The 22,974-nt window shown below is 55.8% G+C and carries 23 protein-coding genes; 11 read left to right on the forward strand and 12 right to left on the reverse strand.

Annotated elements, in window-relative coordinates; genetic code table 11:
- Positions 1–5 precede the first annotated feature (5 nt).
- Positions 6–95 carry a small membrane protein YldA gene (yldA, locus tag ACOTXL_RS07720; RefSeq protein WP_015571155.1) on the reverse strand — a complete coding sequence of 30 codons (90 nt, stop codon included), beginning with the start codon at positions 93–95 and terminating at the stop codon, positions 6–8.
- Positions 96–232: 137 nt separating this feature from the next.
- Positions 233–643: a nucleoside diphosphate kinase regulator gene (gene rnk / locus ACOTXL_RS07725; RefSeq protein WP_006809650.1), complete on the reverse strand. Its 411-nt coding sequence runs from the start codon at positions 641–643 to the stop codon at positions 233–235.
- A 262-nt stretch (positions 644–905) separates the two neighbouring features.
- Between rnk and ACOTXL_RS07730 the strand changes: the two genes are divergently transcribed.
- Together ACOTXL_RS07730 and ACOTXL_RS07735 are read left to right on the forward strand one after the other, a co-directional pair.
- Positions 906–1,526 carry a flavin reductase family protein gene (locus ACOTXL_RS07730; protein ID WP_003858756.1) on the forward strand — a complete coding sequence of 207 codons (621 nt, stop codon included), beginning with the start codon at positions 906–908 and terminating at the stop codon, positions 1,524–1,526.
- 1 nt (position 1,527) lies between these two features.
- A complete protein-coding gene (locus ACOTXL_RS07735; protein ID WP_045332385.1) occupies positions 1,528–2,382 on the forward strand; it encodes a helix-turn-helix domain-containing protein in 855 nt (284 codons plus the stop codon).
- Positions 2,383–2,385: 3 nt separating this feature from the next.
- Here ACOTXL_RS07735 and ptsP read toward each other — a convergent pair whose 3' ends face one another.
- From ptsP to dcuC, 7 genes are all read right to left on the reverse strand, one after another.
- Positions 2,386–4,881 carry a phosphoenolpyruvate--protein phosphotransferase gene (ptsP, locus tag ACOTXL_RS07740; protein ID WP_045350562.1) on the reverse strand — a complete coding sequence of 832 codons (2,496 nt, stop codon included), beginning with the start codon at positions 4,879–4,881 and terminating at the stop codon, positions 2,386–2,388.
- 22 nt (positions 4,882–4,903) lie between these two features.
- The gene (gene ypdE / locus ACOTXL_RS07745; RefSeq protein ID WP_045350561.1) at positions 4,904–5,944 is read right to left on the reverse strand and encodes an aminopeptidase; all 1,041 of its coding nucleotides are present in this window, start codon (positions 5,942–5,944) and stop codon (positions 4,904–4,906) included.
- Complete coding sequence (gene ypdF / locus ACOTXL_RS07750; RefSeq protein WP_045350560.1) at positions 5,917–7,029, reverse strand: aminopeptidase; 1,113 nt, start codon at positions 7,027–7,029, stop codon at positions 5,917–5,919. The genes ypdE and ypdF overlap by 28 nt, the downstream gene beginning before the upstream one ends.
- A gap of 11 nt (positions 7,030–7,040) precedes the next feature.
- Entirely contained in the window at positions 7,041–8,291 is a 1,251-nt protein-coding gene (locus ACOTXL_RS07755) for a PTS fructose transporter subunit IIC (protein ID WP_023315613.1), read from the reverse strand.
- A 27-nt stretch (positions 8,292–8,318) separates the two neighbouring features.
- Positions 8,319–8,642, reverse strand: coding sequence for a PTS fructose transporter subunit IIB (locus tag ACOTXL_RS07760; RefSeq protein ID WP_017382483.1), 324 nt, complete (start codon positions 8,640–8,642; stop codon positions 8,319–8,321).
- A 172-nt stretch (positions 8,643–8,814) separates the two neighbouring features.
- Positions 8,815–9,624 carry a ribonuclease I gene (gene rna, locus ACOTXL_RS07765; RefSeq protein ID WP_023324308.1) on the reverse strand — a complete coding sequence of 270 codons (810 nt, stop codon included), beginning with the start codon at positions 9,622–9,624 and terminating at the stop codon, positions 8,815–8,817.
- Positions 9,625–9,718: 94 nt separating this feature from the next.
- Complete coding sequence (dcuC, locus tag ACOTXL_RS07770) at positions 9,719–11,086, reverse strand: anaerobic C4-dicarboxylate transporter DcuC (RefSeq protein WP_017382481.1); 1,368 nt, start codon at positions 11,084–11,086, stop codon at positions 9,719–9,721.
- A 339-nt stretch (positions 11,087–11,425) separates the two neighbouring features.
- On the opposite strand from dcuC, the gene ACOTXL_RS07775 reads away from it, so the two are divergent.
- The 7 genes from ACOTXL_RS07775 to cspE all read left to right on the forward strand — a co-directional run bounded on the left by ACOTXL_RS07775 (position 11,426) and on the right by cspE (position 18,888).
- Positions 11,426–11,827 carry a hypothetical protein gene (locus ACOTXL_RS07775; protein ID WP_032657570.1) on the forward strand — a complete coding sequence of 134 codons (402 nt, stop codon included), beginning with the start codon at positions 11,426–11,428 and terminating at the stop codon, positions 11,825–11,827.
- A gap of 53 nt (positions 11,828–11,880) precedes the next feature.
- The gene (locus ACOTXL_RS07780; RefSeq protein WP_228041295.1) at positions 11,881–12,108 is read left to right on the forward strand and encodes a copper-binding protein; all 228 of its coding nucleotides are present in this window, start codon (positions 11,881–11,883) and stop codon (positions 12,106–12,108) included.
- Positions 12,109–12,185: 77 nt separating this feature from the next.
- On the forward strand, positions 12,186–13,442 hold the full coding sequence (locus ACOTXL_RS07785) for a TolC family protein (RefSeq protein ID WP_045332379.1): 1,257 nt from the start codon (positions 12,186–12,188) through the stop codon (positions 13,440–13,442).
- On the forward strand, positions 13,439–14,638 hold the full coding sequence (locus tag ACOTXL_RS07790) for an efflux RND transporter periplasmic adaptor subunit (RefSeq protein WP_045350559.1): 1,200 nt from the start codon (positions 13,439–13,441) through the stop codon (positions 14,636–14,638). Before ACOTXL_RS07785 ends, ACOTXL_RS07790 begins: the two co-directional genes overlap by 4 nt.
- A complete protein-coding gene (locus ACOTXL_RS07795) occupies positions 14,635–17,751 on the forward strand; it encodes an efflux RND transporter permease subunit (protein WP_045350558.1) in 3,117 nt (1,038 codons plus the stop codon). Before ACOTXL_RS07790 ends, ACOTXL_RS07795 begins: the two co-directional genes overlap by 4 nt.
- 161 nt (positions 17,752–17,912) lie before the next feature.
- The gene (gene pagP / locus ACOTXL_RS07800) at positions 17,913–18,488 is read left to right on the forward strand and encodes a lipid IV(A) palmitoyltransferase PagP (RefSeq protein ID WP_045342250.1); all 576 of its coding nucleotides are present in this window, start codon (positions 17,913–17,915) and stop codon (positions 18,486–18,488) included.
- Between the two features lie 190 nt (positions 18,489–18,678).
- Entirely contained in the window at positions 18,679–18,888 is a 210-nt protein-coding gene (gene cspE / locus ACOTXL_RS07805) for a transcription antiterminator/RNA stability regulator CspE (RefSeq protein ID WP_002439184.1), read from the forward strand.
- Positions 18,889–19,107: 219 nt separating this feature from the next.
- On the opposite strand, the gene crcB is transcribed toward cspE, so the two are convergent.
- Entirely contained in the window at positions 19,108–19,491 is a 384-nt protein-coding gene (gene crcB, locus ACOTXL_RS07810) for a fluoride efflux transporter CrcB (protein ID WP_017382474.1), read from the reverse strand.
- 67 nt (positions 19,492–19,558) lie between these two features.
- Between crcB and ACOTXL_RS07815 the strand changes: the two genes are divergently transcribed.
- Positions 19,559–20,347 carry a deaminated glutathione amidase gene (locus ACOTXL_RS07815; protein ID WP_032608852.1) on the forward strand — a complete coding sequence of 263 codons (789 nt, stop codon included), beginning with the start codon at positions 19,559–19,561 and terminating at the stop codon, positions 20,345–20,347.
- 125 nt (positions 20,348–20,472) lie between these two features.
- Complete coding sequence (gene tatE / locus ACOTXL_RS07820; RefSeq protein WP_003858723.1) at positions 20,473–20,676, forward strand: twin-arginine translocase subunit TatE; 204 nt, start codon at positions 20,473–20,475, stop codon at positions 20,674–20,676.
- An 80-nt stretch (positions 20,677–20,756) separates the two neighbouring features.
- On the opposite strand, the gene lipA is transcribed toward tatE, so the two are convergent.
- On the reverse strand, positions 20,757–21,722 hold the full coding sequence (gene lipA, locus ACOTXL_RS07825; protein ID WP_006809637.1) for a lipoyl synthase: 966 nt from the start codon (positions 21,720–21,722) through the stop codon (positions 20,757–20,759).
- Between the two features lie 207 nt (positions 21,723–21,929).
- Positions 21,930–22,883 (reverse strand): YbeF family transcriptional regulator, encoded by a 954-nt coding sequence (locus ACOTXL_RS07830; RefSeq protein WP_023315623.1) that lies wholly within the window; start codon positions 22,881–22,883, stop codon positions 21,930–21,932.
- Between the last annotated feature and the right edge of the window lie 91 nt (positions 22,884–22,974).

Here is a 22,974-nt window from a genome sequence, read left to right on the forward strand (position 1 = left end):
CTCACTCACCAGTGGCGCTCAAGGTATAGCACCGCCACGACGAGGATCGCCAGGATGATGAGAAAAACCAGTGTGATAACAAGTATCTCACCCATGACCGTCCCCACGGCACCACAACAGAGTAAGCGTGGATTAAGCGGTTTTTGTCCGATATAACACAATCGGGTGAATTTGCGGAAAGAGGATGCGGGTGCATCCTCTGTGCAAAGCGGGGTCGCTTGTTCAGAAGGGATTAACGCAGGTAATCGCCAGCGGCTTCGGGCTGGTAGAGCAGCTCAAGCACTTCCAGGTGAGCTGAGGCACCGCCAGGGAGTTCCCAGTGGATAGTATCGCCTGTGCGCAGTCCAAGCAGCGCCGCGCCCACGGGTGCCAGCACCGACAGTTGCGTGCTGCTGTCGGTCATCTGCGCCGGATAGACCAGCGTACGGGTGAGCTCCTCGCCGGTGGTCAGGTTGCGGAACTTCACCTGGCTGTTCATGGTGACCACATCATGCGGCATGGTCTCAGGCGTACACATCTGCGCCCGGTCTAGCTCTTCGTTCAGCGCATCGGCTACCGGCAGCGAGGCGAATTCTGGTTTCTCCAACAGTCGGTCAATACGTTCTGCGTCGAGTTCATTGATGATAATCGTAGGTCTGGACATTTTTACTCCATGTCGTTAATGCTGCGTGTAACGCAGAAACCAATCCAAAAGAAAACCCTCGCCGTCTGGCAGCGAGGGTTTAACTTAGCTGATGATACTGTCTGAAACCGTAAGTTTGAAGTGATGAAGGTCACAATCATGCGCCATATGAATTTTTGGCAATAAACCCGGCGTCCCGATTCACGCTGAACGGAAATTTCGTTACGCTGGAAAGACTGAACCCGGGCAATGCGCGTTGCAGCCCCAGCGTAGAGAGAGCGATATGTACTTTTACCAACCTTCTCAGGGGCACGGCCTGCCGCACGACCCGCTGAACGCCATTATCGGTCCACGTCCAATTGGCTGGATCTCATCCTGTGATAAGGCCGGTCAACTGAACCTTGCCCCGTACAGCTTCTTTAACTGTTTTAACTATCGCCCACCGATCATTGGTTTTTCCAGCAATGGCTGGAAGGATAGCGTGCGGAATATTACCGAAACGGGGGAGTTTGTCTGGAACCTCGCAACGCGCGATCTGGCCGAGGCGATGAATGAAACCTCCGCCACGCTCCCTCATGGCGAGGATGAATTTACCTTTGCCGGCCTGACGCCCGTAGCCAGCCAGCTTGTGAGCTCGCCGCGCGTGGCGGAAAGCCCGGTGAATTTCGAGTGTCGATTGTCACAGTGCATTCAGCTTACCGGCGCGGATGGGACACCGATTGATACCTGGCTGGTGCTCGGCGAAGTCGTGGGCGTCCATATCGCCGAGAGTTTGCTGGAAGAGGGGATTTACCAGACCGCGAAAGCGCAGCCCATTCTGCGTGCGGGTGGACCGACGGCCTACTATGCCATCAGTGATAGCCATCGCTTCGACCTGGTACGCCCGGATGCGCGCAGGGGGTAATATGCGCGCAACCCTGTTGCCCGCCGATCAGCAGTTTTTTGCCGATCTGTTGAGCGGCCTGGTGCTCAACCCACAGCAGTTGGGGCGAGTCTGGTTTGCTCATCGTGGCGCGTCTGACGCTGTCGGAAGCGTGAGCCGCGACTGGCCACGGCTTGACGTCGTTCTTCGCGGGGAATATGGCAACAGACTGGTTGCCGGGCAGCAGCCCCTCCACCAGGGGGAAATGCTGTTTCTTCCCGCCCAGGCCGCCAGCGTCCCGGTGTTTGAACGACCGGTCATGCTGCTGAGCATTCTTTTCGCGCCGTCGTGGCTGGGGCTGGTGTTTCATGATACCCGGCACGGGCGATCCGTGCCTGCGCAGCGACACGTGGAGCTTCCTCACCCTGAACGAGGTGAGTGTGCCGCGATGCTGATGGCCCTGACGCACCTGAGCGCTTCCCCGCAGGACCAGGCTATTATTCAACCACTGGTGCTGAGTCTGCTGCACTGGTGCCGTAAAGTGGTGTCGTCGCTGCCTGAACCGGGAGTGTCGCGCGGGGATTTCCTCTATCAGAGCATTTGTAACTGGGTGCAGGAAAACTATGCTGAATCCTTGTCGCGGGACAGCGTCGCTTCGCTGTTTAATATTTCGGCTAACCATCTGTCACGCCTGTTCTCTCAACAGGGGACGATGAGTTTTGTGGATTACGTTCGTTGGGTGCGTATGGCGAAGGCGAGAACCATCCTGCAAAAATACCACCTGCCGGTGGGGGAAGTGGCGAAGCGCTGTGGCTATGCCGATAGCGACTATTTTAGCCGTCTTTTCCGGCGCCAGTTTGGCCTGACGCCGGGGGAGTATCGCGCACGCTTTCAGTGACAGTCAGAACGTGATTTCAGCGTTCAACAGATCCAGGATACTTTGCGGCGTCGTTGCTGCAAACAGCGACTCGCGAAATGTTTTATTGACCAGCTTCCGCGCCAGCTGGGAAAAGACCTTCACGTGATTAATCCCTTCCTGAGCGCCGAGCGTCAGCATGATCACCAGCTCGACGTCGCCCAAATCCGACTCCCAGTCAATCGCCTTGTCCAGACGGGCAATGCTGATGCTGGAATGGCGTATCCATTGCGATTTGGTGTGAGGGATCGCCACGCCAAACCCGACGGCGGTAGTGACAATCTCTTCGCGCTGCCAGAGATCTTCTTCAAGCTCGAGCGGGTTTTCGGTCCTGCCATGAATCGCAAGATTTCCGCATAAGAATTGAAGCACCTGCTCTTTTGAGGTCAGCGGCTCATTGACCACGATAGTCTCCAGCGCCAGCAATGGACGCGGCGGCGCTTCCGGTGTGAAATCCGCCAGCAGGACTTCAATCTCCTCTGCGCTGCGGCTGTCACAGGCCTTATCTGCCAGCGCCCGGCAGGTCGCCATGTCCAGCTGACGCAACTGGGTTTTTACCGCAGGGATGCGCGGCCCGCTCATGCTGAACTCATCTAAGCCCAGCCCAAGCAGAAGAGGGAGGTAGCGCTGCTCTCCGCCAAGTTCCCCGCAAATGCCGACCCATTTCCCGTGACGATGCGCTGCGGTGACGATCTGGCGAACCATGCGTAAAAAAGACGGTGTGATGGGGTTATACAGCCCCGAAACGCGCGGGTTGTTGCGATCGACAGCGTAGAGATACTGAGTCATATCGTTCGAGCCGATACTGAAGAAATCCACCTCTTCGCAGAAGTGATCGATGATAAAGCAGACTGAAGGCACTTCAACCATGATCCCCAGCGGCAGGTGCGCGGTGTGACGTAACCCCTGTGAGGCCAGGGCGTCACGAACGTTTTGCAGCTCCTGTTTGATCCATAAAATCTGATCGAGGCTGTGCACCATCGGGATCATCAACAGCGCATTGCCGCTTGCGCCTGCGCGTAAGATCGCGCGCAGTTGGGTGCGGAAGAGATCGGCAAATTCGGGATAAATGCGAACGGCGCGATAGCCGAGGAACGGGTTTTCTTCCTGGGGAATGTTCAGGTAAGGGATCTGCTTATCGCCACCGATGTCCATTGTGCGAAAGATGACCGGCTTGCCCTGCGCGGAGAGCAGCACCTGCTGATAGGCTTCGAATTGCTCCTGCTCGTCCGGCGCGGTGTCTCTGTCCATATAGAGCATTTCAGTGCGAAACAGCCCGATACCCTGCGCGCCGCAGGTAAACGCCCCGGGCGCTTCCAGCGCGCTGCCGATGTTGGCGGCAATCTCTACCGGTACGTTGTCGCGGGTGAGCGCTGGAAGACCCGCATCTTTGATCTGCTGCTGGTGGCGTCGGTCGGCAAGGCGCTGCGCCACGCTGTAGTAATCATTCACCGCGTCGTTGGGTTCAACGACCAGCACGCTACAGATGCCGTCCAGAATGACCTCTTTTCCCATCAACGGCGCCAGTGAGGCGACCGTTAAACCACTCAGCACAGGCACGGAGGCCGCGCGTGCCAGGATCAGCGTATGCGACGTCCGGCCTGTTTTTTCAAGCACCATGCCTTTCAGGTACTGCGTGTCGAGGCTGAGAAACTGGCTGGGCGTCAGATCTTCCGCCACCAGAATAGTGGGGGCGCTGAGGGTGAATGCGGAGGTTTGCTGCAACTCCGGCCAGGTAATGTTAAGAAGCTGCTCGCTGATGTCGCGAATATCGCTGACGCGTTCACGCAGGTAATCGCTGGCGGAGAGTGACAGCTTTTCGCAGATCAGCTCCATATTACGAATGATCGCCTCCGCAAGGCTTAGCCGCTCCTCGGCGATCAGTCGGCGTATGGTGCCGCCAAACTCCTCATCCTGGATCAGCGAAAGATGCGCGCTAAGAATGGTTTTACTCTCGCCGTCGAGCCCGCGCAGGCGGTGGTTGAGCCGTTCGGCCAGCGTCGCCAGGCTGTGTTCCAGGCGGGTAATATCTTCCGGCGAGGCGGGGATCTGACAATAACGTTTGAGGTTATCGCTCTGCCAGCCTCGCAGAGTGCCAGCCCCGATGCCACTGGCGAGCGTAATGCCGTGCTGAAGATGGGGAGCAAGCCTTACAAGCGAGCGGGGCAGGGGATGCGCAACGTGCGGCGCGTCGCCGGAGGGAATACTGTCGCTGTCGATAAACGCGCCGGTGAGATACGCCTCCAGCACGCGTCGGGCCTGCTCCTCGTCGCTGCCGTTAATTTCCAGCACGCAGCTGTCATTAAACAGCGTACCGGTACTGATCAGCGCCAGCGAGCTTTTGGCATCCGCGTGAGTGTGAAGCCGTCTGTTGATAAAACGGATGTCGCTGCGCCATGCGCTGCACTGCTCTTTTAACGCCCAGGCCGGACGCGCATGCAGGCCGTTGGGCAGTGGGCAGAAAAATTCAATTGAAAGCATACTTCCTCCTGGCCGCGTGAGATCAGCATCTGAAGTCCGTCAGATGATCCACGGTCTCACGGTTCATGCCTGCCACAAGCGCGACAAGCAGTTGTTGGGTGTGATGAATGTCTTTTTCGTCGGCAATGGATGCCGCGCAGTGCCCGTGTCGGGTAGGGGGACCAAGCACAAGAGTCGGCACGCCAGTGCCGGAGAGATGGATCGCCCCGCCGTCCGTTCCGCCGTTGCTGAACATGTCTTTTTGCAGCAGGATCCCCTGCGAGCGCGCGATTGTCTCAGCCAGCGCAATCAGTTTGGCTGGGGCGATGAGCGTTTTGTCGTACAGCACCAGCATCGGGCCCGCACCGATCTGGCGATGGTTGGCGCTGCCATAATCGAAATTTTTTGACCAGCAGGCGGTATCCAGCACCAGCGCGATATCAGGATGAATGGCGCGCGTGGCGGTCTGGCCGCCGCGCAGGCCGACCTCTTCACTTGAGCTGGCCACCAGCCAAAGCTCGCAGTCGAGCGGCGTCTGGTGCAGCTCGCGCAGCAGCGCGATCAGCAGGTAACAGCCGAGACGATCGTCGAAGGCTTTACCCATCACCCGATTGTGGGGAAGGATTTGAAAGGGTGTATCGAACGTCACGCGGTCGCCTGCGTCGATACCGGCGGCGAACACCTCCTCCGCCGACGTCGCGCCAATGTCGACACGCAAATTGTCAACGTTTTCTCCTTTCAGATCCCCATCCAGCAGTCCCGGTATTTTTTTCCCGTTACGCGTGGTGATGCGCACCGGCTGAAGGGTACGGGCCATCATGCGCACGTTGCCGATGGGCAGGACATCAATGGCCCCTTCGCGCGAGACGCTACGCACCATAAAACCGACTTCATCCATATGGGCGCAGACCATCACCTTCGGGCCCCGGCTCTGGTTGACGCGGATAAGCACGGAACCCAGCCCATCAAACTGAACCTCTTTATGGTATTTTTGCGCCTCACTGAGCAGGATGTCGCGCACCTCTTGCTCTGAGGCCGCAATGGCGTCTGCTTCGCTCAGGGCGCGCAGTAAATCTCTGTCCACTCTTGTTCTCCCGTCAGCAATAGCCGTTTGTCGAGGGTATAAAGCACCTCGGCGCCCGTTTCCGTCACCAGCACCACATCTTCAATTCGTACCCCGCCCAGGTGTTCAAGGTAGATCCCCGGCTCAACGGTCAGCACCATGCCGGGCTGCAACGGGGTGCGGTCGGTAGGGGAAAAACGTGGATTTTCATGAACATCAATACCAATGGCATGGCCGGTGTTATGCCCGAACTGCGGACCGTAACCTGCACGTTCAATCACGGAACGTGCGGCGCTATCGATCTGATGACAGGAAACGCCGGGGCGGATGGCATCAATAGCTGCCTGTTGTGCCGCCAGAACGATCTGGTACACCGCATAGAGAGGGTGTTCCTCCGGCGGCGTGTTTTGCCCGGCGACAAGAAAGGTCCTTGTCATATCCGAGCAATACCCCTGGTGTTGGGCGCCGAAATCAAGGGTGATCATCTCGCCAGGCATAATCACTTTGTCAGAGGCTTTGCCGTGGGGCAGCGCACCGCGCGGCCCGCTGGCGACAATGGTGTCGAAAGAGGGCTTGTCCGCACCCTCCTGCTTCATAAACCACTCCAGCTCGGCAGCGACTTCACGTTCGCGCATACCGGGCTGAATGAAACGCCGGATGTGCTGTGCGGCGCGGTCGGCAATGCCGCATGCTGCACGGATACGGTCGATTTCGTCAGCGGTTTTTATCTGCCGCTGCGCGTCGAGCGAGGTGCTGCAAAGGGTGGCATTCAGCGTATCGCGCCACAGCACGCCTGTTTGCCAGCTCACGTATTCACCCTCAAAGCCAATACGGGCGAGATTGTCCTTCGCAATAATCTGGTTCACCGCCTGCGCAAGCGGGTTCTCCGTGTTAAGCAGATGCATCTCATAGCCCGCCGCTCGTGAAGCGATATCGCTGTAGTAACGGAAATCCACCAGGATATGTGCCGCGGTTTGTGTCACCAGTACATAGCCCGAACCGGTTGAAATGCCCAGGTGCGGCTGTTTATTCTGGCGCGAAGAGATGAGCACGCCGTCCAGTTTTTCCGCAGCCAGCCAGGCACGAAGCCTTCTCAGTAATTCCATGTTTCACCCCGTTACAGCGTGTTGATAGCGAGTTTCCCGCGCTTGTGCAGACTGTTACGAATAATCACTACCAACAGCGCGGTGATCGCCGCCCCGACCACAATACTGAGCATGTACGCCCCCAGATTGGTGACCAGTGGCCACGCCCAGATCGCCGATTCAGGGAACCACTGCACGGCACCGAGCGCGGTGGCGGTCATTGCACCGGCGATCGCGCCCGCCATATACGCCGGCAGCGTCGCAAGCGGATTTTCCAGCAGGAACGGGATGGCCCCTTCACTGATGCCCATAAAGGCGAGGAACATGGCCGTTTTGCCTTGCGGATAAAGCTGCGGACTAAACAGGCGTTTGCCGGTCAGACGATGGTCAATCAGCGTGGCCAGCCCCAGACCAATGGGCGGAATAACAATCGCCACGGCGCGGGAGGTGATGGGCAGGACATGATCGGTTGTCAGCCCCAGGCCAACAAATCCCGCCGCTTTGTTAATGGGGCCGCCAAGATCAATCGCCGTGGCCGCCGCCATCCCGATGGCGTACATCATGGAGCCCGCCTGACCCGCCGCCAGCAGTACGGTCCGCATACCTGCATTCAGCCAGCCGCCAATCGGCGTGATGATGTAATACATCGCCAGCATCACAAACAGCGCCGAGAGGATTGGGATCAGAAAGGTGCTTTTAAAGGCCAGCAGATACTGTGGAACGTTAATGCGGCTATTCAGCCATTTGACCAGATAGCCTGCGGCTATGGCGATAATCAGCGCGCCAATAAACGTGGAGGGCACGGGTTTGGTGGCAAGCCAGGTCAGTTTTTCCGCATCAAAGTTCAGCACCAGCGTCGGCTGCGTGGCGACAAGACCACCGATAAACCCGGCCGGGAAGGCCAGTTTTCCGCCGATAGAGTTGGCGACAAAGGCGGCAAACATTGGGATGGCGAAGCTGAACAGCAGCCCGCCGAACGATTCAGTCAGATAGCCAAATTTCAATAGCGAGAGATTGAAACCGGTGAATTTGCCTGAGTTAAGCGCGTCGAGAATACCGGTGTCAGGCGGGATCTCCAGCCAGACGTAGGCGATGAGCTGTGAAATGGCGAGGATAACCCCGCCCATGATAAGTGTTGGCACCATGCGGGATATCCCCGACATAATGTGCTGTGGAAGCTCTTTCCAGAAAGACGCACCGGCGGCAACCGGTGCGGATTTGATGGCAAGTGTGTCACCCTCGTGACTGTCCGGGCGAACCGCGCTGCGTTTTTTAATAGCCATGACGAAAACCCCTGGATGTGAAGATTATTATTGTTCTGCTGCAATCATCTCTTCGATCTCTTTCAGGGTGCCTGCCGCGTTTTTAATGGCGTCCTGAAGCGTAATCTCATACACGTCGCGCGTTTCGAAGCGTTCATTGTCTTCCGGGGTGATCGCGATGGCGTGGATGATAATGTCAGCGTCGGCAATATCCTGCGGGGTCAGGCGATTCTGGATCCCGTCCGCGCCCTGGGTTTCAATTTTTACCTCATAACCGGCTTCCGTCGCCGCGTCTTCCAGCGCCTGGGCTGCCATGAAGGTATGTGCCAGGCCCATCGGGCAGGCGCACAGTGCAATCAGTTTTTTAGCCATGTGAAATTCCTCTTGTAGATAACGCCACGATTATGACGGGGAGGTTTCAGTGATGTTTACCGGATTAATAATGCTTTTGCTGGAAAAATGATGCGTGTGAGCGGAAGTGTGAGGTTAATCGTCATATCACGGAAACCAATGAAAACCGGGCAAAAAGTTGCCCGGCGCAGCATCAGTAACCGGCTTTATCAATGACAAACTGTTTGCCGCAGTTGCCCGGATGCGGCTGTGGCGCAAAGGAGCCGGCAGAGAGTGGGTTGTTGATGGTGCTGGCGTTCAGCGAGATCTGCATTTCGGTCAGATAAGCCGGATTGCCGTGGCAGGTAAGCTTGAACGCTTTTACGCTCTGTTTTCCCCAGCTTTTGGCCACGGCTGCATCGAAGTCGCTGCGGCGGACGCTTTTGCCATAGTTTTCCGCCAGAAATTTTCCTGCCGCGCTGTGCTTCACTTCCTGGTTCATGCGCACCATGGTGCCGAAGTAAGCGTCGGGATCAAAACCAAAGCAGACGCCGTGTTTCGCGTATTCATAACGTTCAAGGCAGGAGTTGCCGCCCGCGCCGGGCATCACGCTGTTCAGCTTCGCCGCGCCCGTTAGCGATAGTCCGGTCTCTGCGGCGTCACATTTGCGGCTGGCTTTTGCTTCCGGCATATTCGGAACCGGACGAGTGGCGCAGCCGAAGCGCATCCAGCGGCGTTCATCCACTCCGCGAGCGGCAATCGATTTCGGCAATGCTGGCCATAAGCCGTGGACGGTCAGAAAATCGGTTTTGTTGCTGCTCTCTTTTTGCAGGCGACACTCTTCCGGTTCGTCACGGTTACGTTCGACCATGCTCTGGCAAAATCCGGTTTGCCAGGAAAGGGCCAGAACGTAGCGATCGAAATCGCCGTACTGGGTTGGCTTAAGCGGATCTGCCTGAATTGAGAAGACACAGAGTGCAAGCGCTACTGCGCCAGACGGGATAACGATATCCTTCCTGAACATTTGCTTTCCTGATTGGTTGGGCGCGATTAATTTCTGGGGGTTATTAAAGCACAAAAAGCGCCCGCAGGCGCTTTTTGGAAATCAGGAATTTCGCTTAGGCAGCGCCGGGAACCAGTACTTCGGTGGCGATAATAACGATAATCAGGCCAACCAGCACCGGCACTGACGTGCGTTTTACCACTTCAAACGGAGAGATTTTCGCCATCCCCGCAACCGCAACCACCACGCCCGATACCGGAGAAATGGTACGACCCAGGTTGGAGGCCTGAAGCATTGGAATGGACAGGTAAGCCGGGTTGATGCCGGAGGAGTGTGCCAGCTTAGGGATCATCTCAACAAAGGCGTAGAACGGCGCGTTACCGGAGCCGGTGGTCATCGCCGCCAGCATGGTCAGCACCACCAGCACCAGCATCAGGATAATGCTGGCCGAGCCGAACGAGGTGGCGATAGAGATCAGGCTCTGAATAAAGCCGATGGTGCTCAGCCCCTGGGCAAACACCCCCGCGGCAACCAGCAGCATCACCACGCCCGCGAAGGCATCCGCCATACCGCGGAAGGCTACTTCCAGACCCGTGAACACTTTCTGGGTGTTAAAACCACGAACGAACTCCAGGATGGCCGCCAGCAGCATACAGATCACCAGGATAGTGATGATGTGCAGCTGCGGGCCCCATTTGCCGTCGAAAATAAGCACGCCAATAATCGGCGTGAAGGGCAGGATGGAATAAAACGCCGGGGCGGTAGTGGTGATTTCGCTGACGTCCATCATTTCGTGGCTGACGTTCTCTTTCTTATCGAGATAGCGCTGCCAGAAGAAATGCGCCACGCCCATGCCGAGAATAGCGGTGATGGAGATCGGCAGTGTGGTTTTGAAGGCGAAGTCAATTAGCGACATTTCCGCGGCTTTCGCGGCCAGCACTACGTCACCGGAAGTAGGGGAGAGAATAATCGCCGCCGGAGAGGCGCAAATAGCCGCCGCTGCACCACGGCTGATCCCGACGTTAACCATTACCGGGAACAACGTTGCCATTAACAGCACGCCAAGGCCCGTTGCTGAGGAAACGGCTAATGACATCAGACAGGCCAGGAAATAGGCCGCGACCATCAGCAGATAGGGGGAGTTAATATATTGCAGCGGCTTAGAAGCCAGCTTTACCACCATATCATTCGCGCCGATATGGGTCATATAGGCAGCAAATCCGCAGAGCATCATGATCATCATGCCCAGATCGCCGCCGCGGCTCATCAGCAGAATTTTTATATATTCCACAATATCGGTAGCGGTATATCCGGTACTGGCTTCGCTGGCGGGTAAAACCTGATGACCCATTAGCGCGCTAATGATCAGCAGCGTCAGGCCGCCGACAAATAGCACGCCGGTGGCTGAGTAACCTTTAATGATGTAGCGTGCTACACCGACAATGACCACGACTCCAATGAGGAGTTCGAGAAAAGTAAGCATGATTTCCCCTGTTTCCTTGCTGCCCGAGAGACAAATAATCAATAAAAAAGAAGCTGAAATGTGCCGAATAAATGTCCAGTCCTTGCTGATTAAAATCAAGAAAGAGACTACTAAAGGCACTGATGACGATATTTTTGCTAACCCTGCGTCATTTATATTAAGACGTTATTGACCTGATGAATAGATATTATATGTCATTAAATTGATGGTGAAGTGTTAAGGTTTTGAGTATTACTTGCCGACAATCGATTTAAAACGTAAATCTCTTTAAAACCACTTCTCTTTCATTCTTTTGCCTGCTTATACTCGGTTCACTTTCTCCTGTCCGACGATCTGAATATGCACGCCAGCTGGACATATCGCCTGCGCTTTATCAAAAAACATCTGCTGATGTTTTTGCTGGCGTTTGGCTGGCTGTTGATCCAGACTCAGGTGGCCGTCGCCTCCCATCAATGTTCAATGGATTTGCGCGGTGAGGTGGCCACTATCCAGCACATGGAGATGATGGCGCAACCGGGGCCGCATTATGCTGCCGGTGCTTCACCGCTGTGTGAAAAACATTGTGTGCCGGATCAGGTACAAAAAGATCCTGCCCAGCCGCATCTGGTGGCGCTGCCTGCCGCCATGACCCTGACCTTAACGACCCCAGAGTGCTCGTCTGCAAGCCATTCTGCGTGGTCCGTTACCCCTCCTGCTGTGGGGCCGCCGGCAACGATCCGCTATTGCCGGTTTCGGGAGTAAAAACCTGTTAATTCGTTGATTTTATTTACTTAACGTTTAACAGGAGTTTTATCATGCGTACCGTATTCCTTTCCGCGCTGGTTGGCGCGTCCGTCTCTTTCGCTTCTTATACCGCCCAGGCAAACCAGACCTGGCAGGGCCGCGGCGTGGTTCAGTCGATCTCTGACAGCGCCGTCATGCTCCGGCACGAGGCCATACCGGAACTAAAATGGCCAGCAATGACCATGCCGTTTACTTTATCTGCCGGCGCCACGCTGAATGGCGCCAAACCGGGGGATTAAGTGACCTTTACGCTTGAGCGTGCGGGTGACGGTTTCCAGATTATCTCGCTGACGCCAGCACGCTAAGCGAGGTCACCATGAAACAACACACACTGAGCCTGTGGCTCGGTGGGGTGTTGTTCGGCCTGTTAACCTCCGCCGCGCAGGCGGAGCCGTGGACGCTCGAACACACCCTGACCGAAGCCCAGCGCTACTCAGCAGAACTCTCCGCCAGCCGTAACGAAGCGCAGGCGCTGGATGCAATGGCGGTTTCCGCCACGCAATTACCTGACCCAAAACTGAAATTCGGCATCGAAAACGTGCCGGTACAGGGCAGCAACGATCGGCGGCTGACGCGCGAAGGGATGACCATGCAGAAGGTTGGCATCATGCAAAGCTACGTCAGCTCAGAGAAGCGGGAACGTAAAGCGCAGACCTTGCAGGCGCAGGCGCGAAGCGTGCTGGCAAAATCCGAAGCCGTCCGCGCCGCGCTTCAGCGTGATACCGCCCAGGCCTGGCTGGATCTGGCGCTGGCCCAGCAGGCACTGAACACGGCCAGAACGCTGGTCCGTGAAACGGAACGTCAGCGCGGCGTGCAGAAGGCGAGCGTCGGGGCGGGAAGCGCAATGCCGGACAGCGTACTGGCCCTGCAAATGATCCTCAGCGCCATGCGCGACAAAGAGACGCTGGCGCAGCGGGATGTGCAGCTGGCGCAAAGCCGCCTGCTGGAGCTAACGGGGCACGCTATAACGGAGGTTCGCGGTCCGCTGCCGCGTTATCAGCGTCTTCCTGCCAATGAAAAAACGTTGCAGGAGGGGATCGTCAGGCACCCGGAAGTGGAGGCCGCGCGACGTGAAGCAGAGACCGCGAAAGCACGTTCAGCGCAATCTGCCGTGGCGGCGATACCCGATGTGGATGTGGAGGTCTATTACGCCCACCGCGCTGAAGGCTATGACGATATGGCTGGCGTGATGTTCAGCGTGGATCTGCCTCTGTTCCAGTCAAAACGTCAGGACAAGGATTACGCCGCCGATGTTTCCCGCTCTATGCAGGCGGCGGATCAACTGACGCTGCTCAAGCGCGAACACATTGCCCAGGTGCAAACGCTGGTGGCGCAGTATCAGGCTGCGCAAACGGTGTGGCAGCGACAGCGGGACGAGGTACTACCGTTGCAGCGTCAACGGCTGGCGGTACTGACGGCGCAATATCGCTCTGGACAGTCGGCGCTTCCGGCCCTGCTGGAGGCGCGTCGTGGCGTACTGGATACGGAACTGGCGGTGAACCAGGCGGAGCGCGAAATGGCGCGAACCTGGGCTGCCGTGAACTGGCTGATCCCGCAGGAGCTGGCGCAATGAAAAAAACAACGTTAATGGCGATTGCCATCGCGATAGCTGCCGCTGGCGGCTATTTTGTCGGAAAGAAGCAGACGCATCAGCCGGCTGCGGCTGCACAACCCTCTGAACGTAAGGTGCTTTACTGGTACGACCCTATGGTGCCCGGTCAGCGCTTCGATAAGCCGGGTAAATCCCCCTTTATGGATATGGATCTGGTCCCGCGCTACGCCGATGAAGCACAGGCGGCGTCAGGCGTGGCCATCAGCACTCAACAGCAGCAAAACCTGGGGATGAAAACCGCCAACGTTGAGATGCGCCAGCTGGTTTCGCCGTTCTCGGCCTTTGCCACGGTTGCAACGGATGAACGTAACGTCTCGGTGGTGTCAGCTCCGGCCAATGGCGTGGTGTCAAAATTGTTTGTTAATGCACCGCAGCAGCAGGTGAAAGCCGGAGAGGCGCTGGCGCAACTGTGGATCCCGCAATGGACCACCGCCCAGCAGGAGTATCTCGCAGTTCGTCAGCTTGGCGATGCCGCATTGACCCGCGCCGCACGCGAGCGGCTGGCGTTGCAGTTTATGCCGGAAGAGGTCATTCGTTTGCTGGAGCGTAGCGGCAAGCCGCAGACCACGCTCATCCTGCGCGCTGACCGGGCCGGCTATGTGGTGAAGCTGGACGTGCGGGAAGGGGCGCAAATCACCGCAACGGCGCCGCTGTTTGAGATCGCCAGGCTCGATCCGGTCTGGCTGGTGGTCGATTACCCGCAAACGCAGGCGCAGTCTCTGGCAGTGGGCAGCAACGTGGTCGCAACGTCAGAAAGCTGGCCGGGGGAGCAATTCCACGGCACGGTCAGCGAATTGCTGCCGCAGATGGAGACGACCACGCGAACCCTGAAAGCCCGTATCGTGCTGGAAAATTCCGCACATAAGCTGAAGCCAGGTATGTACCTCTCCGTCAGGCGTGCGGAAGAGATGAAAGGCCCGCCGGTGCTGGCGGTGCCGGAAGAGGCGGTGATTAACAGCGGAGAGTCTGCGCGTCTGCTGCTGGCTACCGGGGACGGTTATTTCCGGCCTGTGACGGTGACAACCGGCCTGACGGCGCAGGGCTGGACGGCGATCCTGTCCGGGGTCAAACAGGGCGATAAGGTGGTGACGTCCGGGCAATTCCTCATTGATTCCGAAGCCAGCCTGCGTAGCGTGATGCCGGAGGTGACGCCATGATTGCCGCTGTGATTCGCGCCTCGTTGCGTAACCGCCTGCTGGTGATCCTGGCCGCACTGATGATGGCCAGCTGGGGCTGGTGGGCGGTGCAGCGCGCGCCGCTGGACGCGTTGCCCGATCTGTCTGATGTGCAGGTCATTATCAAAGCGAGTTACCCCGGGAAAGCGCCGCAGGTGATTGAAGATCAGGTGACCTGGCCGCTGACAACCTCCATGTTGTCTGTGCCGGGCGCCAAAACCGTGCGCGGTTTTTCAATGTTTGGTGACGCTTATGTGTATGTGCTGTTTGAGGATGGCACCGATCTCTACTGGGCGCGATCCCGGGTGCTGGAATATTTAAGCCAGGTACAGGCGCAGTTTCCGCCGGGCGTGAAGGTGTCGCTGGGGCCGGATGCGACGGGCGTCGGCTGGATCTACGAATATGCACTGATCGACCGTAGTGGAAAACACAGCCTGGCAGATCTGCGGGCCCTACAGGACTGGACGCTTAAGTTCGAGCTTAAGACGGTACCGAATGTATCTGAGGTGGCAAGTATTGGCGGAATGGTGCGTCAGTATCAGATCGTGGCGGACCCGGCGAAAATGCGCGCGCTGAATATTACCCACAGCCAGCTATCCGGCGCGGTGCAGGCCGCCAATAAGGAGAGCGGCGGCGCCCTGCTGGAGATGGGCGAAGCGGAGTATATGGTGCGGACAACGGGCTATTTGCGCTCGCTGGAGGATTTTCGCAATGTGGTGATCGCCACCCGCGATGGCGTACCTGTCCTGCTGAAAGATGTCGCCACCATTGGCATTGGCCCGGAGATCCGCCGGGGTGTGGCGGAGCTTAACGGTGAAGGGGAGGTTGCTGGCGGCGTAATCGTGATGCGCTACGGGCAGAACGCGCTGGAAACCCTTCGCGCGGTAAAAGCGAAACTGAGCGAGCTGCAAAAAACGCTGCCGCAGGGCGTCGAGATTGTTCCGGTCTACGATCGTTCCACGCTGATTGAGGACTCGGTCAAAACGCTGACGCACAAGCTGCTCGAAGAGTTTGCCGTGGTGGTACTGGTGTGTGCGCTGTTCCTGTTCCACCTGCGCTCCGCGCTGGTGGCGATGGTCTCTCTGCCGCTGGGGATCCTCGGGGCTTTTGTGGTGATGCACTATCAGGGCATTAACGCGAATATGATGTCGCTCGGCGGGATCGCCATTGCCATCGGGGCGATGGTGGATGCCGCAATTGTGATGATTGAAAACATGCACAAGGTGCTGGAGCAGTGGCGGCATGATAATCCGGGCAAGGAGCCCGCGCCGGGGGAATACTGGCGTCTGGCGGAAAAGGCGGCGGTTGAAGTGGGACCGGCGCTGTTTTGCAGCCTGTTAATCATCACGCTGTCATTTATACCGGTTTTTTCGCTGGAAGCGCAGGAGGGGAGAATGTTCTCGCCGCTGGCGTTCACCAAAACCTGGTCGATGGCCGTGGCCGCCGGGCTTGGGATCACCCTGGTGCCGGTGCTAATGGGCTTTTTCATTCGCGGGAAAATCCCGGATGAGAAGGCAAACCCGATCAACCGCCTCCTGATCCGCCTGTATGAGCCGCTGCTGGACAAGGTACTGACCTTCCCGAAAACGACGCTGGCACTGGCATGTCTGCTGCTGATCGCCACGCTCTGGCCGCTGAGCCGCCTGGGAAGCGAATTTATGCCGCCGCTGGATGAAGGAGATTTACTCTATATGCCCTCCACGCTGCCGGGGATCTCTGCTCGCGAGGCATCACGGCTGCTTCAGCAGACGGACCGCTTGATCAAAAGCGTCCCGGAGGTGGCGAGCGTGTTTGGCAAAGCCGGTCGGGCAGAGTCGGCAACCGATCCCGCGCCATTAACCATGCTGGAAACAACCATCCACTTTAAGCCCCGCGAGCAGTGGCGGCCAGGAATGACGCCGCAAAAGCTGGTGGAGGAGCTCGATAAAACCGTGTCGCTGCCGGGCATTGCCAATGTGTGGGTGCCGCCTGTCCGTAACCGTCTGGACATGCTGGCAACCGGGATCAAAAGCCCGGTCGGCATTAAGGTGAACGGCAATAATATTGCCGACATTGAGCGTGTGGCCCGGCAGATTGAGCAGGTGGTGAAGGACGTTCCTGGCGTCTCCTCTGCGCTGGCGGAGCGTCTGGAAGGCGGACGCTACGTGGATATTCGTATCGATCGGCAAAAAGCCGCGCGCTACGGCGTTTCCGTCGATGAACTGCAAAGCCTGGTCTCCACGCTGGTCGGGGGCGATAACATTGGCGAGGTGATCCAGGGACGCGAGCGGTATCCCATCAACCTGCGTTATCCCCGCGATTTGCGTGATAACGTCGACGCGTTGCGGGTGTTGCCGGTAGTGACCGCCAGCGGTAGCCAGGTGGCGCTGGGGGAATTGGCCGATATCGTCGTGACGGAAGGCCCACCGATGCTAAAAAGTGAAAACGCGCGCCTTTCCAGCTGGATCTATGTTGACTTGCGCGGGCGCGATCTGAAGTCCGCCGTGGATGAAATGCAAAAACGGGTGGAGGAGAAGGTGGTATTGCCGCAGGGCGTGTCTCTCTCCTGGTCCGGGCAGTTTGAATATCTGGAACGGGCGACCGCGAGGCTCAAAATAGTTTTACCTGTCACGCTGATGATTATATTCGTCCTTTTATGGTTAACCTTCAGGCGGATATCAAATGTCCTGATAATAATGGGGGTATTGCCGTTCGCGCTTATTGGGGGCGTGTGGTTATTGTGGCTGCTTGAATATAATTTGTCAGTGGCGGGGGCCGTTGGCTTTATCGCCCTTTCCGGAGTGGCGGCAGAATTCGGCGTAATTATGGTTCTTTATTTGAATCATGCGATCGATAAATATCACAGGCTGGAGCCAGAAGGGGGAAATACGGTGCTGATGCGAGCGATCCACGAAGGTGCCGTGCTGCGCGTGCGTCCGAAGGTGATGACGGTCGCCACTATTATGGCAGGACTGCTGCCCATCATGTGGGGGAGTGGGAGTGGCTCGGAGGTGATGCAACGTATTGCCGCGCCGATGATTGGTGGCATGGTAACGGCACCGTTATTGTCGATGTTAGTTATTCCCGCACTCTACAAATTGTTACATCAACGTTAAATATGTCAACTGCATGTGCTTATTCAGGCATGCAGTTTATGTATCCTCAGATTATTCCCAGGAACGGGATGGTAATTAGGAATAACACCCATGCTGTTAAGCGTTCATTCAAGTATTCTGTGTTAAGGTCTGCACCGAATACTAAATATGGTAATGGCATTGTGATTGTACGAATTAAATTCCCCCTGATTTTGTTGTTTATTATTGGGCAGTTATCGTGTGCGTCTGCTGTTAATGCAGACAGCAATACAGCGGATAAAGGCTGGTTCACCACCTTCACGGATAACGTCGCGCAAACATGGAATGAACCTGAGCATTACGATCTCTATATTCCGGCCATTACGTGGCATGCACGTTTCGCCTACGATAAAGAAAAAACAGACCGTTATAACGAACGTCCGTGGGGGGCCGGCTTCGGTCAGTCTCGCTGGGATGAAAAAGGTAACTGGCATGGCCTGTACCTGATGGCGTTTAAGGACTCCTACAATAAATGGGAGCCTATTGGCGGTTACGGCTGGGAAAAAACCTGGCGTCCGTTATCAGACGACAACTTCCGTCTCGGGCTGGGCTATACGGCAGGGTTTACGGCGCGTGATAACTGGAAATACATTCCTGTTCCGGTACTGCTGCCGCTTGCCTCCATTGGTTACGGTCCGGCGACGTTTCAGATGACCTACATACCGGGTACCTATAACAACGGTAACGTTTACTTTGCCTGGATGCGGTTTCAGTTTTAACTGAGTTTTTCTGCTAAATCGGCCAAAAAATGCACAGACATGGAAATGTAAAGAATAAAAATCGGACAGCGAAAATTAACGCGACTTTTGTCACTTTTTATCAAAGATCCGCTGGACAAAACGCCTCACAATTGTTGTACTGATACCCGACACAGCATTTGTGTCGTTTTTTAATGTAAAGGTAATTTTGATGTCTAAGATTAAAGGTAACGTTAAGTGGTTTAATGAGTCCAAAGGATTCGGTTTCATTACTCCTGAAGATGGCAGCAAAGACGTGTTCGTACACTTCTCTGCAATCCAGTCTAATGGTTTCAAAACTCTGGCTGAAGGTCAGCGCGTAGAGTTCGAAATCACTAACGGTGCCAAAGGCCCTTCTGCTGCTAACGTAATCGCTCTGTAATTCAGACGCGTCAGCAAGAATTTCAAAACCCGCTCAATGAGCGGGTTTTTTTCGTTCTGAATCAACCGATAAGATAGATCTTCAGGAAGCTGGCGACGATCGCGACGCTTAGCAATACCATACCCACGCCTAAGAGATTTTCTTTCATGCTATCACCCTCGTTCAATATTGAGCCAAGAGTGACAGAGAAAAATTAAGCCAACATTAAGGTTGCCGTGCTTAATGTCCGCTGGCGGAGGAAAATAACCAGAATGCGATCGCAGTCATCGCAAACGAGCCAAGCATGTTAACGGCAATGTTCGTCAGCGCCCAGCCCATCCGGCCTTCCTGAAACAGAAACACCACCTCCGCAGAGAAGGTAGAAAACGTTGTTAAGCCGCCGCAGAAACCGGTTGTAATCAGAACCTTCCACATAGGGTCGATGTTGGTCATGCGATTAAACCAGGCCAGCCCCATCCCAATAATAAACGCCCCGATCAGATTTGCCGCCAGTGTCCCCATCGGAATGGCCTGATGCAGAGGGTTAAACCGCATGCTTAAGAGCCACCGCGCAACGCTACCCGTGCCTCCACCAATAAAAACGGCTATAAGTAGTTGTAACACTGTCAATACCTGCTATTTGCTGTGTAAGTGCGTCGAGTGTAACGCTGTTTTTGACCGGGAGACAATTATGTATGTTGCAGTAGGGCAGTTCGCGGTGACGCCGGACTGGAATGAAAACGCGGAAAAATGCGTCTCCCTGATGCATGCGGCGAAGCAAAAGGGGGCGTCGTTGCTGGTACTTCCCGAGGCGTTACTGGCCCGTGATGATGGCGATCCGGACCTGTCGGTAAAGTCTGCGCAAACGCTGGAAGGGGCGTTTCTGAAACGACTGCTGGCCGAAAGCGTTGGCAACACGCTCACCACCATATTGACGGTCCATATTCCGTCCTCGCCGGGGCGCGCGGTGAACACGCTGGTGGCGATACGTGAGGGTGCCATTGTCGCGAGCTACGCCAAACTTCATCTGTATGATGCGTTCAGCGTTCAGGAGTCGCGCCTGGTCGATCCGGGGAGTGTAATTCCGCCGCTGATTGAGGTGGAGGGTTTTAAGGTTGGCCTGATGACCTGCTACGATATCCGTTTTCCCGAGCTGGCGCTGAACCTGGCATTGCAGGGGGCGGAGGTGCTGGTTCTGCCCGCCGCGTGGGTCAAAGGACCGCTTAAGGAGCATCACTGGGCGACGCTGCTGGCAGCACGCGCGCTGGATACCACCTGTTACGTGGTAGCCGCGGGTGAATGTGGTAACAAAAATATTGGGCAGAGCAGGGTTGTCGATCCGCTGGGGGTGACGGTTGTTGCGGCAGCGGAGACGCCTGCGTTATTGCTGACGGAGATAATTTCAGCCCGAATAGCGCTTGCGCGGCAGCAATTACCTGTTCTGCGCAACCGCAGGTTTGCGCCACCGCAATTAATGTGATGTTTTTTTCAACAATGCTTGATTCACCTTGTTACAGATTGCTATTGTGTGCACGCGCCAAATGACCGTTAATACGTTCAGGTTTTTTGGCGGAATGCAGCCTGTTTCATGTAAAGAAGGTATTTATGGGTGAGATTAGTATTACCAAACTGCTGGTGGTTGCCGCACTGGTCGTCCTGCTGTTCGGTACCAAGAAGTTACGCACGCTGGGTGGAGACCTGGGTGCTGCCATTAAGGGCTTTAAGAAAGCAATGAACGATGACGACGCGGCAGCGAAGAAAAGTGCCGAAGATGACATCACTGCACAGAAGCTTTCACACAAAGAGTAATGGCAATGCTGCAAGGCTTGCATAAAAAAACCGGCTCACGAGGCCGGTTTTTTGTTTTACTGTAAATAAATTTTACAGCTTTATTTCACTTCTTCGCCCTTCGCCTGCATATCGGCGTGATAAGAGGAGCGAACAAACGGACCGCACGCGGCATGGGTAAAGCCCATCGCCATCGCTTCGGCTTTCATTTCATCGAACTCATCCGGGCTTACGTAACGCTGTACAGGCAGGTGGTGACGGCTTGGCTGGAGGTACTGGCCCAGCGTCAGCATGGTGACGCCGTGGCGGCGCAGATCGCGCATCACTTCAATGATCTCAGCGTTGGTTTCACCCAGGCCGACCATCAGACCAGACTTGGTTGGAATATGCGGATGGGCTTCTTTAAAGCGTTCCAGCAGCTTCAGCGACCAGTTGTAGTCTGCACCGGGACGTACCTGACGGTAGATACGCGGTACGTTCTCCAGGTTGTGGTTGAACACGTCTGGCGGCGTCGCGGTCAGGATATCGAGCGCGCGATCCATACGGCCACGGAAATCCGGCACCAGCGTCTCAATCTTAATGTTCGGGCTTTTTTCGCGGATGGCGGTAATACAGTCAGCAAAATGCTGAGCACCGCCATCGCGCAGATCGTCACGGTCAACGGAGGTAATAACAACATAACGCAGCGCCATATCGGCAATCGTCTGCGCCAGTTTTTGCGGTTCGTTAGCGTCTGGCGCAACAGGACGGCCATGGGCAACGTCACAGAACGGACAGCGGCGGGTGCAGATGGCACCCAGAATCATAAATGTCGCGGTACCGTGATTGAAACATTCAGCAAGGTTAGGGCACGAGGCCTCTTCACAGACAGAGTGAAGACCATTTTTGCGCATCGCCGCTTTGATCCCCTGGATACGCGAAGAGTCGGCCGGAAGTTTGATTTTCATCCATTCCGGTTTTCTTAACAGCGCCTCGCGCTCTGTAGCCACGTTTTTAACCGGGATAAGGGCCATTTTATCGGCATCGCGGTATTTAACACCGCGTTCCATCACAATGGGTTTACTCATAGCGTGCGTGTTCCAGTTGCGAATATCGAAGGAAAGCGTTTCAATTCAAGGGAATGTTGTAATTATCAACTATTTTTGAACGAACGACAGGCAGTATATCATTTAAAGGGGCGATAAAGCAGCCTGCCAGGTCGCCAATTTGTAAAATAGTTGTTGTTTTGTGCCTTTTGCCCCGCTTGCGGCAGGGGCTTGCGCTGAAAGGCGGGATCAGAAAGCCTGGCGGATCACGTTAATGACGTTTTCCAGCACCGGATCGCGCAGGCTTAGCTTGTTGTAATGCAGTGAGATTTCAACAGATTCCGTCGTAAGTTGACTCAATGGAATGCTCTCCAGCGGCCAGCATTTTTGAAGCAAAGCGAAGAGACGCACAGGCATAATACAGAGCAAATCGCTGCTGCCAATCAGGGCCGCGAGGGTAAACATATTGTAACTGCTGAAGCTGATCAGACGGTCCGGGAACAGTTCGTCAATACGCTGGCGCAGCGGATCCGGGCCCTGCCCCTCGGACATAAAGGTTGCATGTTCGTAATGACGCAAATTTTCAGGCGTTAAAGGTGCGCTCAATACAGGATGATTCTGACGACAAACGAGCGCCAGAGAGTCGGTATAGAGAACGTTATGCCCTAATGCTCTGGCCGCGAAGCTGTTGCTGTCGATGATCAGGTCCGTCTGGAATTGCGCCAGCTGAGTTTCCGGATCGTTAACGGGCACATTGCGGATCAGCAGCTGTGGCGCATGCTGTTTAACAGCCTGGTAAATAGCGGGCATGACCAGAACGCCCACAGAGGGAGAAGTGCCTATGGTGATGGTTCGTTGCTTATCGTAACTGCCGGTTAGATCCAGCGCGCCCAGAATCGATTCCAGACCCTGGCTGATGTACTCATGCAGATGGGTTGCGTACGCGGTGGGGGTTACGCCCTGGCCTTTACGAATAAATAAGGGATCGGGAAATATCGCGCGCAATTTTTGAATTGACTGGCTAATAGCAGAGGGTGTGAGATTAAGAATTTTCGCAGCATTAACGATACCTTTGTGGACATATACCGCCTCAAAAATAGTCAATAAATTGAGATCAATATTACGTAAAGTCCGGAAAATTTGCGGCTTATCTTCGCCGCTGGTTTCATTCAGGCGTTTGGCTGGTAAATTAGTAGGCTCCACGCTCTTACTCCGTATCCATTCACAATATGAATGATAGTTGAATTTATTTATTATGCTTGCAGAGATTCGTAAAGTGTTTCGTAAGTTTCCC

The sequence above is a fragment of the Enterobacter cloacae complex sp. IR5402 genome (assembly GCF_049238125.1).
Classification (GTDB): domain Bacteria; phylum Pseudomonadota; class Gammaproteobacteria; order Enterobacterales; family Enterobacteriaceae; genus Enterobacter; species Enterobacter hormaechei_C.